The following is a 15,899-nucleotide window of genomic DNA, read 5'->3' as shown; positions in this document are numbered from 1 at the left end:
TTTCCAATCTACCACAAGCAATGCAAAGCGATACCGTCAAAAGTCACGGTATCAGAGAGCGGATTTCAATGGATTTTGATGGCTCGCAAAAAACAAAAAACCAGTAAATCATTTGATTTAACTGGCTTTTCAAGACATCAACGGCCTTCAGAAGACGCTAAAAACTTACTCCCACTCAATCGTCGCCGGTGGCTTACCGCTGATATCATAAACGACGCGGGAAATGCCGTTCACTTCGTTGATGATGCGGTTGGACACACGGCCGAGGAACTCGTACGGCAAGTGCGCCCAGTGCGCGGTCATAAAGTCGATGGTTTCTACCGCACGCAGTGAAACCACCCAGTCATATTTACGGCCATCGCCCATCACGCCGACGGAACGCACCGGCAGGAACACGGTGAACGCCTGGCTGACCTTGTTGTACAGGTCCGCTTTGTGCAGCTCTTCGATGAAGATCGCATCGGCACGGCGCAGCAGGTCGCAGTACTCTTTCTTCACTTCGCCCAGCACGCGCACGCCCAAACCTGGCCCTGGGAACGGGTGGCGATACAGCATGTCGTACGGCAGGCCCAGTTCCAGACCGATCTTGCGCACTTCGTCTTTGAACAGCTCTTTCAGCGGTTCAACCAGGCCCAGCTTCATCTCTTTCGGCAGGCCACCCACGTTGTGATGCGATTTAATCACGTGTGCTTTGCCAGTAGCAGAAGCGGCAGATTCGATCACGTCCGGGTAAATAGTGCCCTGCGCCAGCCATTTCACTTCGCTCTGCTTGCAGGCTTCTTCGTCGAACACTTCGACAAATACGCGACCAATGATTTTACGCTTGGCCTCTGGCTCATCCACACCCGCCAGCGCGCTCAGGAAGCGGTTCTCTGCCGCAACGTGCACAATGTTCAGGCCGAAGTGATCGCCGAACATTTCCAGCACCTGATCGGCTTCGTTCAGGCGCAGCAGGCCGTTGTCGACAAACACGCAGGTCAGGCGTTTGCCGATCGCGCGGTGCAACAGCATCGCGGTAACGGAAGAATCTACGCCGCCGGACAGGCCGAGGATCACGTGATCTTCACCTATCTGCTCACGCAGCCGCTCAATGGCATCTTCGATGATGGTGGCTGGCGTCCACAGGGCTTCACAGCCACAAATGTCCAACACGAAACGCTCCAGCATGCGCTGGCCCTGGCGGGTATGCGTCACTTCCGGGTGGAACTGCACGCCGTAGAAGCGTTTTTCTTCGTTAGCCATAATGGCGAACGGGCAGGTATCGGTGCTGGCTACGGTCACGAAATCGGCCGGGATGGCGGTCACTTTGTCACCGTGGCTCATCCACACATCCAGTAGCGGTTTGCCCGCCGGGCTGACGGCGTCTTCAATGTCGCGCACCAGCGCGCTTTTGGTGGTGATTTCTACCTGCGCATAGCCGAACTCACGCTCGTTAGAGCCTTGAACCTGGCCACCCAACTGCATCGCCATGGTCTGCATGCCGTAGCACACGCCCAATACCGGTACACCGGCGGTGAAGACGTATTCTGGCGCGCGCGGGCTGTTGTGCTCGGTGGTGCTTTCCGGGCCACCGGAAAGAATAATGCCGCTTGGGTTAAATTCGCGGATCTGCTCTTCGCTGACGTCCCAGGCCCACAGTTCGCAGTAAACGCCGATCTCACGCACGCGGCGGGCAACCAGTTGGGTATATTGCGAACCAAAGTCCAGAATGAGGATGCGATGCTTATGAATATTTTTTGACATGTGAGGCAAATTCCAGCAACAAAGAAAAAATGCAAAAAAATGTATTTGGGGTGAAGGATTTCCCCTCACCCACGCCTCTCCCTAGGGAGAGAACAAAACATTAGCCCATACGGTAGTTTGGTGACTCTTTGGTAATGGTCACGTCATGCACGTGGCTTTCTTGAATACCGGCGCTGCTGATACGCACAAATTCAGCCTTGGTACGCAGTTCATCGATCGTGCCACAGCCGGTCAAGCCCATGCAGGAGCGCAGGCCGCCCATCTGCTGGTGCACGATGGCTTTCAGCATGCCTTTGTACGCCACGCGGCCTTCAATACCTTCGGGCACCAGTTTATCAGCGGCGTTATCGGTCTGGAAGTAACGGTCTGAAGAGCCTTTGGACATCGCGCCCAAGGAGCCCATGCCACGATAAGATTTGAACGAACGGCCCTGATACAGCTCGATTTCGCCCGGAGATTCTTCCGTTCCTGCCAGCATCGAACCCACCATGACGCAGGATGCACCAGCAGCAATCGCTTTGGCGATATCACCCGAGAAGCGGATACCACCATCGGCAATCACCGGGATCCCGGTGCCTTCCAGCGCTTCTACCGCATCGGCAATCGCGGTGATTTGCGGTACGCCAACGCCGGTTACGATACGGGTGGTACAGATAGAACCTGGGCCAATACCTACTTTTACCGCGCTGACACCGGCTTCCACCAAGGCCTTAGCACCGGCTGCGGTCGCCACGTTGCCGCCAAGGATTTGCAGATCCGGGTATTTGGCACGGGTTTCACGGATGCGCTGCAACACACCTTCAGAATGGCCGTGCGAGGAGTCGATCAGCAATACGTCAACACCGGCAGCCACCAGCGCATCAACGCGCTCTTCGTTACCGGCACCGGCACCTACCGCTGCGCCAACGCGCAGGCGACCGTGTTCGTCTTTACAGGCGTTAGGCTTACGTTCTGCTTTCTGGAAATCTTTTACGGTGATCATGCCGATCAGATGGAAACTATCATCCACCACCAGCGCTTTCTCAACGCGTTTTTCGTGCATTTTTTGCAGCACAACTTCACGCGCTTCGCCTTCCTTGACAGTAACCAGACGCTCTTTCGGCGTCATCACCGCAGTGACTGGCTGGTTCAGATCGGTGACAAACCGCACGTCACGACCGGTAATGATCCCCACCAGTTCGTTGTCTTCGGCCACCACCGGGTAACCGGCAAAACCGTTGCGGGCGGTCAGCTCTTTGACTTCGGCCAGCGTGGTGCAAGGCGTAACGGTTTGTGGGTCCGTGACCACGCCGCTTTCATGTTTTTTCACACGGCGGACTTCTTCCGCCTGGCGCTCAATAGACATATTTTTGTGAATGAAGCCCAGGCCGCCTTCCTGCGCCAGCGCAATGGCCAGGCCGGATTCGGTGACGGTATCCATGGCTGCGGACAGCATAGGGATATTCAGGCGGATAGATTTGGTCAGTTGGGTGCCAAGATCTGCGGTATTAGGCAGAACTGTGGAGTGGGCTGGAACCAGGAGAACGTCGTCAAACGTTAGAGCTTCTTTAGCGATACGTAGCATGGGCAATATCTCACCAAGGTGGATGCGGAAAGGATAAAATATTGCCGTGGCATTCTACAGGGCGTAATCGATTGCCTCCAGCACTTTCTCACAAAAACTCTTGATTACTTGTTCCGGCGCTGTAGTATCGACCAATTAAGTGCTTGTTTTGAAATTTGATCTGGGTCACATGTCGCTACCTACTTCACCGTCCATTTTTACCGTAAGCCGCCTGAATCAGACGGTTCGACAGCTGTTGGAAATGGAAATGGGGCAGATTTGGCTCTCTGCCGAGATCTCCAATTTCTCCCAACCCTCTTCCGGCCACTGGTATTTCACGCTGAAGGATGACCGTGCGCAGGTGCGTTGTGCGATGTTCCGCAACAGCAACCGCCGCACCACCTTCCGCCCGCAAAATGGCCAGCAGGTTTTGGTACGCGCCAGCATCACGCTGTATGAACCGCGTGGCGACTATCAGCTGATTGCCGAAAGCATGCAACCCGCCGGTGACGGCCTGCTGCAACAGCAGTTCGAACAGTTGAAACAGCACCTGGCGGCCGAAGGGCTGTTCGATCAGCAGTTCAAACAACCGCTCCCCAGCCCTGCCCAATGCGTCGGTGTGATCACTTCCGCCAGCGGTGCGGCGCTGCATGACATTCTGCAAGTATTGCAACGGCGCGATCCTTCCCTGCCGATCGTGATTTATCCTACTTCTGTGCAAGGCGCAGAAGCACCGTTGCAGATCGTGCGCGCCATCGAAACCGCTAACCGCCGTGATGAGTGTGATGTGCTGATCGTCGGCCGTGGCGGGGGTTCGCTGGAAGACTTGTGGAGCTTTAACGACGAACGCGTGGCGCGAGCGATTTTCGCCAGCCATATTCCGATTGTCAGCGCCGTCGGCCATGAAACCGACGTCACCATCGCCGATTTTGTCGCAGACCTGCGCGCACCGACGCCTTCCGCCGCCGCCGAGCTGATCAGCCGCAACCAGCTTGAGCTGTTGCGCCAGTTGCAGTCGCAGCAGCAACGGCTGGAAATGGCGATGGACTATTATCTGGCACAGCGGCAACAGCAGTTCACCCGTATCAATCACCGTCTGCAACAGCAGCACCCACACTTGCGCCTGGCGCGGCAGCAGACGCTGTTGTTCAAGCTACAACGCCGCCTGGAAGAAGGTATGCAGCAGCAATTGCGGCTCTCCTCACGCCGCAGCGAACGCGCTCAGCAGCGTTTGGGTCAAGTTCAGCCAATGGGCCGGATCCACCGTTTGCAGCAGCGCCTGCAACAGCAAGAATACCGCTTGCAACAAGGGCTGGAACGGCAGCTCAACGGCTATCGTCAGCGCTTTGGCGTGGCTTGCAGCCAGTTGGAAACCGTTAGTCCATTAGCCACTCTGGCACGCGGCTATAGCGTGACACAAACGCCGCGTGGCGAACTGTTGAAAACCACCAAGCAGGCGCAAGTCGGGGAAATGCTGAAAACCCGTCTGCAAGATGGCTGGGTGGAAAGCGAAGTGAAAACCATCACCGTAGCAAAGAAACCACGCAAGAAGCGCGCGGTTGAATAGTGACCATAATCTTGCCGCGGTGAAACGGGGCTGTATCCCGCTCTTTTAGCGGATACAGCCACATGAGATTTACATTTATTTGGCAGCAATACACTCCACTTCAGCCTTAGCGCCTAATGCCAAACCGCTCACGCCAAATGCACTGCGTGCAGGATAGGGTTTGCTAAAAAAGGTTTGATAGACTTCGTTAAACTCGGCCCATTCCGACATATCAGCTAACATTACCGTGCACTTGATAATATCCTTCATGTCATACCCTTTATCATTCAGCGATGCTCTGATATTTTCAAAAATTCTTTTCGTTTCGGATTTAATACCACCAGGAATAACTTTAAAGGTATTATCAGGTTGTCTTTCTGAAGCAATCTCCCCAGAAAGAAACAGTAAATTACCCACTTTAACCCCGTCAGAGAAGGGTAGCCCGGTAAACTTACCTGAATCAAAAAAGGTAATTCTATTTTCACCCTCGTGAGGTTTATCTTTAGCGATGGCAGAGGTACTTCCGTAAATAAAAATCGCCATTAAAAATATTGATATATATTTAGCCACAATCATCTCTCCATGTGATAGATATTACCTAAATTAGTCAACCAGATATCATTTCTTTATTTTTGAAAAGTAAACACGTTAGTTTTTTTACATGTAAATATATAGATACAATTTCTTATAAAAAGGGATATAACAGTTCTTTTATGGGAAATATACCTAAAGAAAACGCTATGGTTAACAGCCTGCAAGAGCCAAAAAATTATCCCCAAGGGCAGTATGGAATATGCCTTTGGGGATCGGTTCAATGACGGCCAAGGTTTTAGGCCTTTAACATCATCTTTAACTCAACGCATAACTATTACAGCGCAACCCATTCACCCACAGCTCACGGGTTTCACCGGCGGGCAGCGTGATATCCAGCGTTTGCCAGGCCGGTTTAAAGTGCCCTTCGGTGGTGATGGTCAGCTCAATACGTGCATTGTCGCTCACCGCCTGCCAAAGTAGCCATAGCGCGTTATCCTGCTGCCAGCCGTAGCTTTCACCATCGTCTTCAAACAACATCCCAGCAGAGCGCCCACAGCCTTTGGTGGGGAATAGCTGCAATTCGCGGCGATCGTCTGCGGCGATATCCACATGGCCCAAACGCTGCGACAGCGGCAACGCAGCACCGGCGCGCACCAGCAGCGGCAGACGCTCCAACGGAGCATCCAGTACGATAGTTTGACCGCCGCTGTACCACTGGCCGCTGTAGAAGCAGTACCAGCCATCGCCGTTGTCCGGCAGATAAACCTCACGCTGGCGCTGCCCCTGCTCCACCACGCTGGCTACCAGCAGATCGCGGCCAATCAGGAAGTCATCGGTTTCGCGCCAGGTACGTTCATCATGCTCGTGATCGAGGAACGTTGGCCGCAGCATCGGCTCATCGTCGGTGCTCGCCAGCCATAGCAAGGTGTAGAAGTAAGGCATCAGGCGATAACGCAGGTTGATGGCCTCACGGATCATCGGCGTGGCGGCTGGATACATCCAGGGTTCGTTGACGGTCGCGTCGTCGTTCCATGAATGGATGGTAAAGCGTGGATGCATCACACCGTTTTGTACCCAACGCACAAACAGCTCGGCATCCGGCTTATCACCGGAAAAACCGCCGACGTCATGCCCGACGTTAAACAACCCCGAAAGACTCATGCCCAATCCCATTCGCGTGTTGTAACGTAGAGTCTGCCAATTGGTGCGGTTATCACCGCTCCAGGTTTGCACATAGCGCTGCATGCCAGCACAGCCGGAACGGGAGATCAGGTAAGGGCGCAAATGCGGCGCAAAACGCTGCTGTGCCTCCAGCGAGGCGCGCATCATCAGCAACGGCATCACCGGGCGGATATGCTTGATGGCGATCGGCTGACCAAAGCCGTGGCAGCGCGCTTCGCCGTCCCACACTTCATATTCGTTGTTGTCATTCCAAGTGGCATCAATGCCCTTGGCCAGCAGTTGCTCGGTAACGCCCTGTTGCCACCAGCGCACAGTGTCCGGGTTGGTGAAATCGAGGTGCGAACCTTCATCGTCCCAGAAGCTTGAGCGTTCCGGGCTGTTGCTTTCCGAATCTCGGATAAACAACCCCTGCTCTGCCACCTGCTGATACTGTGGGTGATCCTGCAACAGGCAAGGCTTGATATTCGCCGCCAGCTTCAGCCCGGCATCGTGAAAGGCTTTACTGAGCTGTTCAGGCTGCGGCACTTTGTCGTAGTTCCAGTTGAACACGTAACGTTTGTTGCCAATCGAGGTGTAGCCGGAAGAGAGCTGGAACGAATCACAGGGAATATCGTGTTGCCTGCACAGTTGGATAAACTGCTGCAACTGCTGCTGGGCGTCCGGTGCATCGGTGTAGTGCATGGTGGAACCACTGTAGCCTAGGCTCCATTTCGGCCCGAAGTGCGTTTTACCGGTCAGGCGCACAAACGCCTTGGTGACATCCAGCACTTTCGGGCCGAGGAACAGATAGTAATCCAGATCCCCCGCCTCGGCCTGATAGCGGCGGTAGGCCAGATGATAGTTGTCAATCTCATTACCAAGATCCAACCAGCAACTGCTCAGGTTGTCGTAAAACACCCCGAAGCTGACGTCTGCACGGCGGGTAATGGTAAATGGAATATGTTTGTAGAGCGGATCGGTACTGGCGGCGTTGTAACCCATCGCATCCAGATTACGCATCTCAAAACGGCGGCCGCTACGCTCCAGATCGCCAGTCTTTTCCCCCAAACCATAGTAACGCTCGCTGGCAAAGCGGCGCTGATAATGCGCCACCCCGTCGCCGTGCGCATTGAGCAGATAAGCACTGGTGGGGCGATCCGCCGCCAACGGCTGCCATTCCCCCTCTGCATTACAATATTCCCACTCCAGCCACAGCGGTTGATGCACCGTCACGCGCAGTTGCGGGGTGATCAACGTCAAACTTTCACCGTTGCGCTGCAATTGGTAACCGGGCAGACCAAAACCCGCCACGCTGAGGCGATCCCGCCCTTCCCACGGAACATCTCCTTCCGGGGCAATACTCCAGGTGCGGTTCAACGCCAGTTCGCCATTGCGTTTGATCAGCACGCGGAACAGTGAGTTTTCCAAGACGTAGAGGCAGAACAGGTGCCGCTCATCCACCAGCAACTCAATGTGATCGGCGTATTGCCCCGCCAATGTCCAATTCTTTAACGTTTTCATAGAGACTCAGCTTAAACAGTAGGTGAAGATTTCTTACCGCGTTCAGCGATCAGGCCAATCAGGAACATGGCACCGATCAAATCGAAGAAGCCCATGGCGACGAACAGCGGGTTGAAGCCAACAGTGTCGGAAACCGCACCGATCAGCAGCGTAAACAGGAAACTGGCGATCCAGGCGCTGGAACCGCGCATGCCGTTAACCGTCGCCATCTGGTTTTTATCGAACGATTCCACCACCAGCGCGCTCAACATGCAGGAGATCACCTGGTGACCAAAGCCGCCAACGGAGATCAACGCAATGGCGATATAGGGATCTTTAGTGATCGCCACAAACGCCAGCGATACCATCATAAAAGCCCCGGTGACCGAACTTGCCACCACCGAGTTCACCCGTGAACAACCAAACCATTTGCGATACAGCGTGGTGAGATAACCACTGGCAACGCTACCAATATCCGCCGCCAGGAACGGCAACCAGGCAAACATGGCGATCTGTTTGAGATCCATACCGCGCTCGGTAGCCAAATAAAGTGGAACCCAAAAACTGAATACCGCCCAGGCAGGCTCAGCCAGAAACGCCGGGATAGCGATACCGTAGAATTTTTTGTTTCTGCACAGGATCGCCAGCGATTTGAAGAACGGCAACTTTGGTAGCACCGGTTCGTTATCTTCATGGATCAGATCAAATTCTTTCTGGCTCAGATTCGGGTGCTCTTTAGGGGAATGGTAAAACACCCACCACAGGACCACCCACACCAGCGCCAATGCGCCAGAGAACAGGAATGCCCCCTGCCAACCAAAAGAAACGTGCGCAATGACGATGATCGGCGGGGCCAGCATCGCACCGATGGAAAACCCGACGCCCGCCCAACCTGCGGCAATCGGCCGTTCCTTTTTCGGGAACCAGTCGGAAATCGCTTTGGCGTTGCCCGGTGTGGCGGCCGCTTCCGCTCCCCCCATGAAGAAACGCAGGATCGCCAGTTGCAACCAAGTGCCTGCCCCGGCGTGCATCATACAAACCACCGCCCAGATACTGGCGCAGATCAGGAAGCCCATCTTCAGGCCGATAACGTCAATCAACCAGCCGCAGATCGGCTGGAATACGGTATAAGCCAACTGGAACGAGGCCACCACCCAGGAATATTGTTCGGTGGTCATATTGAGGCTGGTTTTCAGTTCCGGTGCCAGAATCCCCAGTGAGTTACGGGTAATGTAGTTAACCGTCACCCCCAGCAGGAATAGCGCCAGCATCCACCAGCGTAACGATTTAAATTTACGGGCGCTGCTGCGCGCAGCAGTTTGTTCGATTTCTACGCTCATCTCGAATCTCCGTGGTGACGATGCACCTTTTTGGTAGAGCACATTTTGCTATCGGAGGTGTTAACAGCGAACTCTTGTGATAACGCTCACAAATACAACGTCGCCATTATGACAACCCTATGATTTAATTTGTTTTACTTGTAATCCAGCCCAATGAATTGGCCTGATAAATCGATAAAATTGGTGTGCCAAAGCAGACTAACCAGTGAAGCGAGGGATCGAAATGACGTTTTTTGCAAAAATTTTCATCAGCAAGTTAAAATATCGCCATAATGGCAGCCGGAAGCCGCTGACAAGCCAGAAAATACGGTGAAAATATTCTCACGGACGAATTTGAAGGAGATCACAGAATGAACGGAAAGCTGAAAATACAGGAAATTGCCCGCCAAACCGGCCTTTCCATCAGTACCGTTTCCCGCGTGTTGGCAGGGAAAGCCAATACCAGCCAAGCTGCACGGCAACGGGTGCTGGAGTGCGCACAGCAGAACGGCATTCTGCAAGGCCTTTCCAGCGGTAGGCTGATGCTGAACAATGTGATGGTGTTTGCGCCACAGCGCGCCTTCGACGTGCGTACCGATATCTTCTATTACAAGGTGATTCAGGGGATCACCGCCGCACTGGCACAGCATGAAGTACGGCTCCGTTACTGCGGGCTGGAGGAAATCCACAGTGACAGCGCACTGTTTATGGAAAAGATGAGCGATCCGCAGACCGAAGCGGCGCTGATTATCGGCATTGATGATGAGCATATCCATACGCTGGCGGCCGATCTGAATAAACCCTGCGTGCTGATTAACTGCACGGATCGCCAGATGCGGCTGGACAGCGTTTCACCCGATCATCAATTAATTGGTGAACACTCTGCCAACTATCTGTTCCAGCAAGGCCATAGCCGCATCCTCAACTTGCAATGCCTGCGTCGTAACACTATGGAGCTGCGTCTGGCGGGCATCCGACAGGCCTATGTGCGGCATAATATTCCCTTCGATGATGGCCAGCACCTGATCACTACCTCCGGTTTTGGCAGCCAAGAGGCCGAGCAGGCACTCACCACCTTTATCAACAGCATTGACGATCGTGCGCGCTTGCCAAGCGCCATCCTGATCGGCGGTGACTATATGGCCGTCGGCGCAGTAAACGCCCTCAAGAAATTGCAACTCAGCGTACCGGGGGATATTTCGGTGATGAGCACCGACGGTTTTAATCTGGCAGAAATCCACGATGTGCCACTCACCTCGGTGCACGTACCGCGCGATGAGTTGGGGATGGAAGCCATTGGGTTATTGCAGCGCCGTATGCTGCGGCCAGATGCGCCACCGTGCAATATGCTGCTGTGCGGGCGGTTGGTGATGCGGGCTTCGGTTAAGCGCCTCAGCCCTAATAAGGTGACACCGGCGGTAAGCACTCACGATCACCGCCTGTATGATGTATAAGCCTGGAACTATTAAAGCGGCTGATAGCTGAACTTGACGCGCTTTTTAGAAATCAGCCCGTGGCCATGTTGGCACAGATAATCCACCGCGCCGCAGGCTTTCAACTCCTGCAATGGTTGCCCACAGTCGGGGCACTCAGCAAGCTGCCGGTAGTTGCTGTTACACGTATCACAGTGATAGTGACCATTCACCCAGCTCATCGGCTGAGCACAGTTTGGGCAAGGTGCGTCCATCTTTCCTCCCGATTAAATCACGCCCCACGAGCGTAGGAGATAAATCCCCAACGCGGTGGTAAAAAATGAGCCTACGGTGGTGATGGCAATAATATTGGCAGCCAGCGTGGCATTGCCGCCCATCGCGCGAGTCATGACATAGCTGCCCGACGCCGTCGGCGTCGCCGAGAATAGGAAGATAATCCCCAGCGCCGCACCGTGGAAACCAAATAGCCATCCCCCCAACGTCATCAGCATCGGCACCAAAAACAGCTTAGCGGATGACGATAACGCAGCGACGTTGGAAGAACGGAACATGGCGCGTAAATCGAGGCTGGCACCGGTACACAGCAGTGCCAACGGCAGCGAAAGCCCGGAGATATAACTGCCGGTCTGTTTGAACACCTGCGGTATCCCCAGCCCGGTTTGCGCATAGGCCAAGCCACTCAGCAAGCCAATAATCAGTGGATTGGTGACGATGCTGCGCAACAAGGACAGGTGCTTGATCTTCTTACCCTCGCCGCCCTGCAAGCTGCGCGTCAGAGTAATCACCGACAGCACATTAAACAGGATCACCGTGACGGTCAGATACAGCGAGGCGATGGCCACGCCTTCATCACCATAGGCGCTCATGGCGTAGGCCAGGCCAACGATCGCCGTATTGGCACGGAAGCCGCCTTGCACAAACACGCCGCGTTCGCGGGGTTCTTTCACCAACCACTTAGCCGCGACCTCCAGCAATAAGAAGGTAACCAGAGTGCCCAACGCGCCATAAATCACCAGCGGAAAGTTATCCCGCAGCTGTGGATGATTGGTGGCAATGCTGAAAAACAACAGGCAGGGCAGCGCCAGGTTGAACACCAGCTTGCTGGCACCGTCGATAAAACGATCGTCCATCAGCCGCGTGTGACGCAGCACGATCCCCAACAGCATCATCAGCAAATTCGGGACGGTAACATTAAATGCAAAACTCCAGGTTTCCCAGGACATGACGTTCCTTCGCTGGTGCCGGTAAGAAGGTGGTAATACGCAGATAATAAAACGCTTTCAGGCAGATAAAAATAGGGCGCGGTATCATTTACCAAGCCCTCAGACTGCTGACAAAGCCCGTTATTAGGGGGAGCGTGCCGAAGGGGTCGTAGCGGCGTAAGCCGCCGGAGTGCCCCTCGGTGCGCTAGACCCGAGTATCTCGGGTTCAAAAGCCACTTTGTCATCAACCTCAGGGCGCGGTATTATTTACCACGCCCTTATTGCTGTTATTTTGACTTTTTCAGATGGCTCATCAAGCGCTTACGCTTACGCATCTGATTCGGGGTCAAGGTATTGCGTTTGCCAGCAAACGGGTTGTCCCCTTCTTTGAACTGAATGCGGATCGGCGTGCCCATCACGTTCAGTGAACGACGGAAATAGTTCATCAGATAACGCTTGTACGAATCCGACAAATCGGCCACTTGGTTACCGTGGATCACCACGATTGGCGGGTTATAACCACCAGCATGAGCATATTTCAGCTTCACGCGGCGGCCGCGCACCAACGGCGGCTGATGGTCATCGGCGGCCATCTGCATGATCTTGGTGAGCATCGAGGTATTAACACGACGGGTCGAACAGTCGTAAGCTTCCAGTACCGATTCGAACAGGTTGCCAACGCCGCTGCCGTGCAGCGCAGAGATAAAGTGCACGCGGGCGAAATCGACGAAGCCCAGGCGCAGATCGAGCATCTCTTTCACGTGCTCACGATCTTCTTCACTCATGCCATCCCACTTGTTGACCGCAATCACCAGTGAGCGCCCACTATTGAGGATAAAGCCTAACAACGAGAGATCCTGATCGGAAATACCTTCACGAGCGTCGATCACCAGCAGCACCACGTTAGCATCTTCAATTGCCTGCAACGTTTTGATTACCGAGAATTTCTCTACCGTCTCGGTGACCTTGCCACGCTTACGCACTCCGGCGGTATCAATCAGCACATATTCGCGCTCATCACGTACCATCGGGATATAAATGCTGTCACGGGTGGTGCCCGGCATGTCATACACCACCACGCGCTCCTCACCGAGGATGCGGTTAGTCAGTGTTGACTTACCCACGTTAGGGCGGCCAACAATCGCCAGTTTGATCGGCAAGTCCTGCGGGTTGAAGTCGTCTTCCGGCTCTTCGCCTTCGCCGTCTTCCGCCATTTCATCGTCTTGCGCCGCCCAATAAGCGGCGTTAGCCTCTTCTTCGGTCAGCTCTGCTTCTTCTGGTTTTTCCGGCAGGAACGGCACCAGTACGTGTTCGATCAGCTGTGCAACACCGCGCCCGTGGGAAGCGGCGATCGCATACACTTCACCCAGCCCCAGCGAATAGAAATCGGCGGTGGCGGTATCAGGATCCATACCGTCGGTTTTGTTGGCGACCAGGAAAGTGGCCTTCTGACGGCTGCGCAGATGCTGGGCAATGCCCTGATCGGCTGGCATCAACCCGGCACGGGCATCCACCATAAACAGAACAATGTCCGCTTCTTCAATCGCCAGCAGCGATTGGCCCGCCATACGGGTTTCTACACCGTCTTCCGTGCCGTCAATACCCCCGGTATCGACGATAATAAATTCGTTGCCCTCAACTTCAGCACGACCATACTTACGGTCTCGCGTTAGCCCGGGGAAATCCGCCACCAGCGCATCGCGCGTCTGTGTTAAACGGTTAAACAAGGTGGATTTACCCACATTCGGGCGCCCGACCAGCGCGACGACAGGTATCATGGTTGAAGCCTCATTACTTAATAATCAATGCGTAACCACGCAGCACAATAGACTCGTCATACTTCAAATTGCATGTGCGTTGGCTGCGTTTGTTCGCCCCAGTCACATAGTGGCCTATGCTCCTGGGGACTCTCAAACTTACCGCCTTCCTGCAACTCGAATTATTTAGAGTACACAGCGACAGCGTCGTTTTAAAAACACGAAACGGCCCCTGAACATCAGGAGCCGTTATCCCCTTACTCTTTCAAGCTGCGGTACTGTTGGTAATACTCGCTTACCACCTAGCCGCAACTTGAAATTTGTCGGGTAGACAAACCGGTACGTTAGCGGGTGAAAGCGTAAACTTTACCGCCACGCGCCTGGATCAGCAGCTTATCGCCAGCCACAATCGGTGCAGACAGGAAGCCGGAGCTATCCACTTTCTGCTGAGCCACAAAACGGCCATCGGTCGTGTTGATCCAGTGCAGGTAACCTTCGGCATCCCCAACCACCAGATAGCCATTATACAATGCAGGTGCAGTCAAACCGCGATGCAGTAGATCGCTTTGGCGCCACAGGCTGGCACCACCATCGGTATTCATTGCCACAACACGATCGTCCTGATCAACCAGGTAGATACGGCCAGCGTCAACGATGAAATCGTTCACTGAGCCCATCTCACGCTTCCACACGATCTGGCCAGAACGCAGATCCAGCGCCGTCAGGTTACCATTGTAACCCAATGCGTACACCACGTTATCAACAATCACCGGGGTGGTATCCACATCGTTCAGGCGATCGATTTCGGTCGCACCACTCGGTTGGGTAACACGCTGTTGCCAGATCAACTGACCCTGCTGCATCAGCACGGCGCTGACGCGGCCGTTATCACCACCGACGATCGCTGCACCAAACGCGACAGCAGGCGCAGATTCACCACGCAGTGACAACGAAGGAATATCCAGGTTGACCGTCCACTTGATCGCACCATCAGACTCATTCAATGCCTGCAACTGGCCGTTAGTGGTATGGATCAGCACCATGCCGTCGGCAACCACCGGACGGGAAATGGCCTCACCTGCCACTTTGGTCTGCCAGGTCACTTTACCGTCTGAGGTATTCAGCGCATAAACGATCGCCTTCTCGCTACCAACGTACACGTTAGAGCCAGAAACCGTCAGGCCGCCAGACAGCAACGCAGGTTGGTTACTGGAGAAGAAACGGGTTTTTTCTGAAAGATCAACCGTCCACTTCTCTTTACCTTCCAGCAGATCCATCGCTTTCACGGTGCCACGGCGATCGGCCGCATATACGGTGCCGTCCTGGAACGCCGGGCGCAGGTGGGAATAGTATTCACCGACTCCATCACCGACCGACGTGCTCCACACTTTATTTGGCGTGAATTGATTTTCAACTGTTGGCAGCGGCGACATGGTAACCACGTCTTCTTCGCTGCTAAACAGCGAGCAACCACTCAGCAAGGCAACGGAAACCAGCCCGACCAAGAGTGTTTTACGCAATTGCATGGGAATTCCCCTTAGCTGGACAAGTTATTCAATTTCATGCGCATCAACCCTGCAAGCGCCTGAGAAGCATTGGATTCGATGCCTTTACTGTAAGCATCACGGGCACCTTGGGTATCGCCTTTCGCCAACAGTACGTCACCACGTACGTCTTGTACCATGGCCAACCAGCCATCGCCCTTCACGCCATCCAGCGTTTTCAGCGCTTCATCCAGCTTTTTCTCCTGCAACTGCACACGCGCCAGACGCAGGTTAATCATCGCCAGCAGGCTTTCATCTTTGGCCTGGCTCTGCGCCATCACCAATTGCTGTTCTGCTTTCGCGAAATCGTTTTGTTCAACAAAGTGCTTAGCCAACTGCAACGCTGCCAGTACGCCGTAGTTATTGCTGTTGGCTTGGATAAATTTCTCAGCCACAGCCACATCATCCGCTTTTCCGGCTGCAAGCTGTTCGCTGGCCTGTTGATAAGCATCCGAAGCCGCCATCATGTTGGCGTTTTGGTGGCTCTGCCAATAGCGCCAACCCAGCAGGGCACCAATACCGAGCACAACGCCCACGGCCAATGCCTTACCGTTTTCGATAAAGAAATTACGCACGGCATCAAGTTGTTCGTTTTCAGTGGTATAGACTTCCACGGT

At 54.2% G+C, this 15,899-nt stretch carries 12 protein-coding genes; 2 read left to right on the top strand and 10 right to left on the bottom strand.

Going from position 1 to position 15,899, the window contains the following annotated elements; all coding sequences use genetic code 11:
• Positions 1 to 165: 165 nt before the first annotated feature.
• Entirely contained in the window at positions 166 to 1,743 is a 1,578-nt protein-coding gene (guaA, locus tag AC2A1E_RS01820; protein ID WP_484382297.1) for a glutamine-hydrolyzing GMP synthase, read from the bottom strand.
• A 100-nt stretch (positions 1,744 to 1,843) separates the two neighbouring features.
• On the bottom strand, positions 1,844 to 3,307 hold the full coding sequence (gene guaB / locus AC2A1E_RS01815; RefSeq protein WP_484382296.1) for an IMP dehydrogenase: 1,464 nt from the start codon (positions 3,305 to 3,307) through the stop codon (positions 1,844 to 1,846).
• Between the two features lie 169 nt (positions 3,308 to 3,476).
• Between guaB and xseA the strand changes: the two genes are divergently transcribed.
• Positions 3,477 to 4,853 (top strand): exodeoxyribonuclease VII large subunit, encoded by a 1,377-nt coding sequence (xseA, locus tag AC2A1E_RS01810; protein WP_484382295.1) that lies wholly within the window; start codon positions 3,477 to 3,479, stop codon positions 4,851 to 4,853.
• Between the two features lie 75 nt (positions 4,854 to 4,928).
• On the opposite strand, the gene AC2A1E_RS01805 is transcribed toward xseA, so the two are convergent.
• The 3 genes from AC2A1E_RS01805 to AC2A1E_RS01795 form a co-directional block, all read right to left on the bottom strand.
• Positions 4,929 to 5,402 (bottom strand): RidA family protein, encoded by a 474-nt coding sequence (locus AC2A1E_RS01805; RefSeq protein ID WP_484382294.1) that lies wholly within the window; start codon positions 5,400 to 5,402, stop codon positions 4,929 to 4,931.
• Between the two features lie 279 nt (positions 5,403 to 5,681).
• The gene (locus AC2A1E_RS01800; protein ID WP_484382293.1) at positions 5,682 to 8,048 is read right to left on the bottom strand and encodes a glycoside hydrolase family 31 protein; all 2,367 of its coding nucleotides are present in this window, start codon (positions 8,046 to 8,048) and stop codon (positions 5,682 to 5,684) included.
• An 11-nt stretch (positions 8,049 to 8,059) separates the two neighbouring features.
• A complete protein-coding gene (locus AC2A1E_RS01795; protein WP_484382292.1) occupies positions 8,060 to 9,367 on the bottom strand; it encodes an MFS transporter in 1,308 nt (435 codons plus the stop codon).
• A gap of 350 nt (positions 9,368 to 9,717) precedes the next feature.
• On the opposite strand from AC2A1E_RS01795, the gene AC2A1E_RS01790 reads away from it, so the two are divergent.
• A complete protein-coding gene (locus tag AC2A1E_RS01790) occupies positions 9,718 to 10,800 on the top strand; it encodes a LacI family DNA-binding transcriptional regulator (protein WP_484382291.1) in 1,083 nt (360 codons plus the stop codon).
• A gap of 11 nt (positions 10,801 to 10,811) precedes the next feature.
• Here AC2A1E_RS01790 and AC2A1E_RS01785 read toward each other — a convergent pair whose 3' ends face one another.
• The 5 genes from AC2A1E_RS01785 to AC2A1E_RS01765 form a co-directional block, all read right to left on the bottom strand.
• Positions 10,812 to 11,033: a zinc ribbon domain-containing protein gene (locus tag AC2A1E_RS01785; RefSeq protein ID WP_484382290.1), complete on the bottom strand. Its 222-nt coding sequence runs from the start codon at positions 11,031 to 11,033 to the stop codon at positions 10,812 to 10,814.
• Positions 11,034 to 11,045: 12 nt separating this feature from the next.
• The gene (locus tag AC2A1E_RS01780; protein WP_484382289.1) at positions 11,046 to 12,002 is read right to left on the bottom strand and encodes an AEC family transporter; all 957 of its coding nucleotides are present in this window, start codon (positions 12,000 to 12,002) and stop codon (positions 11,046 to 11,048) included.
• Between the two features lie 266 nt (positions 12,003 to 12,268).
• Entirely contained in the window at positions 12,269 to 13,759 is a 1,491-nt protein-coding gene (der, locus tag AC2A1E_RS01775) for a ribosome biogenesis GTPase Der (RefSeq protein ID WP_484382288.1), read from the bottom strand.
• A 323-nt stretch (positions 13,760 to 14,082) separates the two neighbouring features.
• The gene (bamB, locus tag AC2A1E_RS01770) at positions 14,083 to 15,264 is read right to left on the bottom strand and encodes an outer membrane protein assembly factor BamB (protein ID WP_484382287.1); all 1,182 of its coding nucleotides are present in this window, start codon (positions 15,262 to 15,264) and stop codon (positions 14,083 to 14,085) included.
• An 11-nt stretch (positions 15,265 to 15,275) separates the two neighbouring features.
• Entirely contained in the window at positions 15,276 to 15,896 is a 621-nt protein-coding gene (locus AC2A1E_RS01765) for a YfgM family protein (RefSeq protein ID WP_484382286.1), read from the bottom strand.
• Positions 15,897 to 15,899 lie beyond the last annotated feature (3 nt).

Source organism: Serratia sp. HNCC26DJ206 (assembly GCF_057180605.1).
The sequence above is the reverse complement of the archived record's forward strand: the minus strand, read 5'-3'. Positions and strand labels throughout refer to the sequence as shown.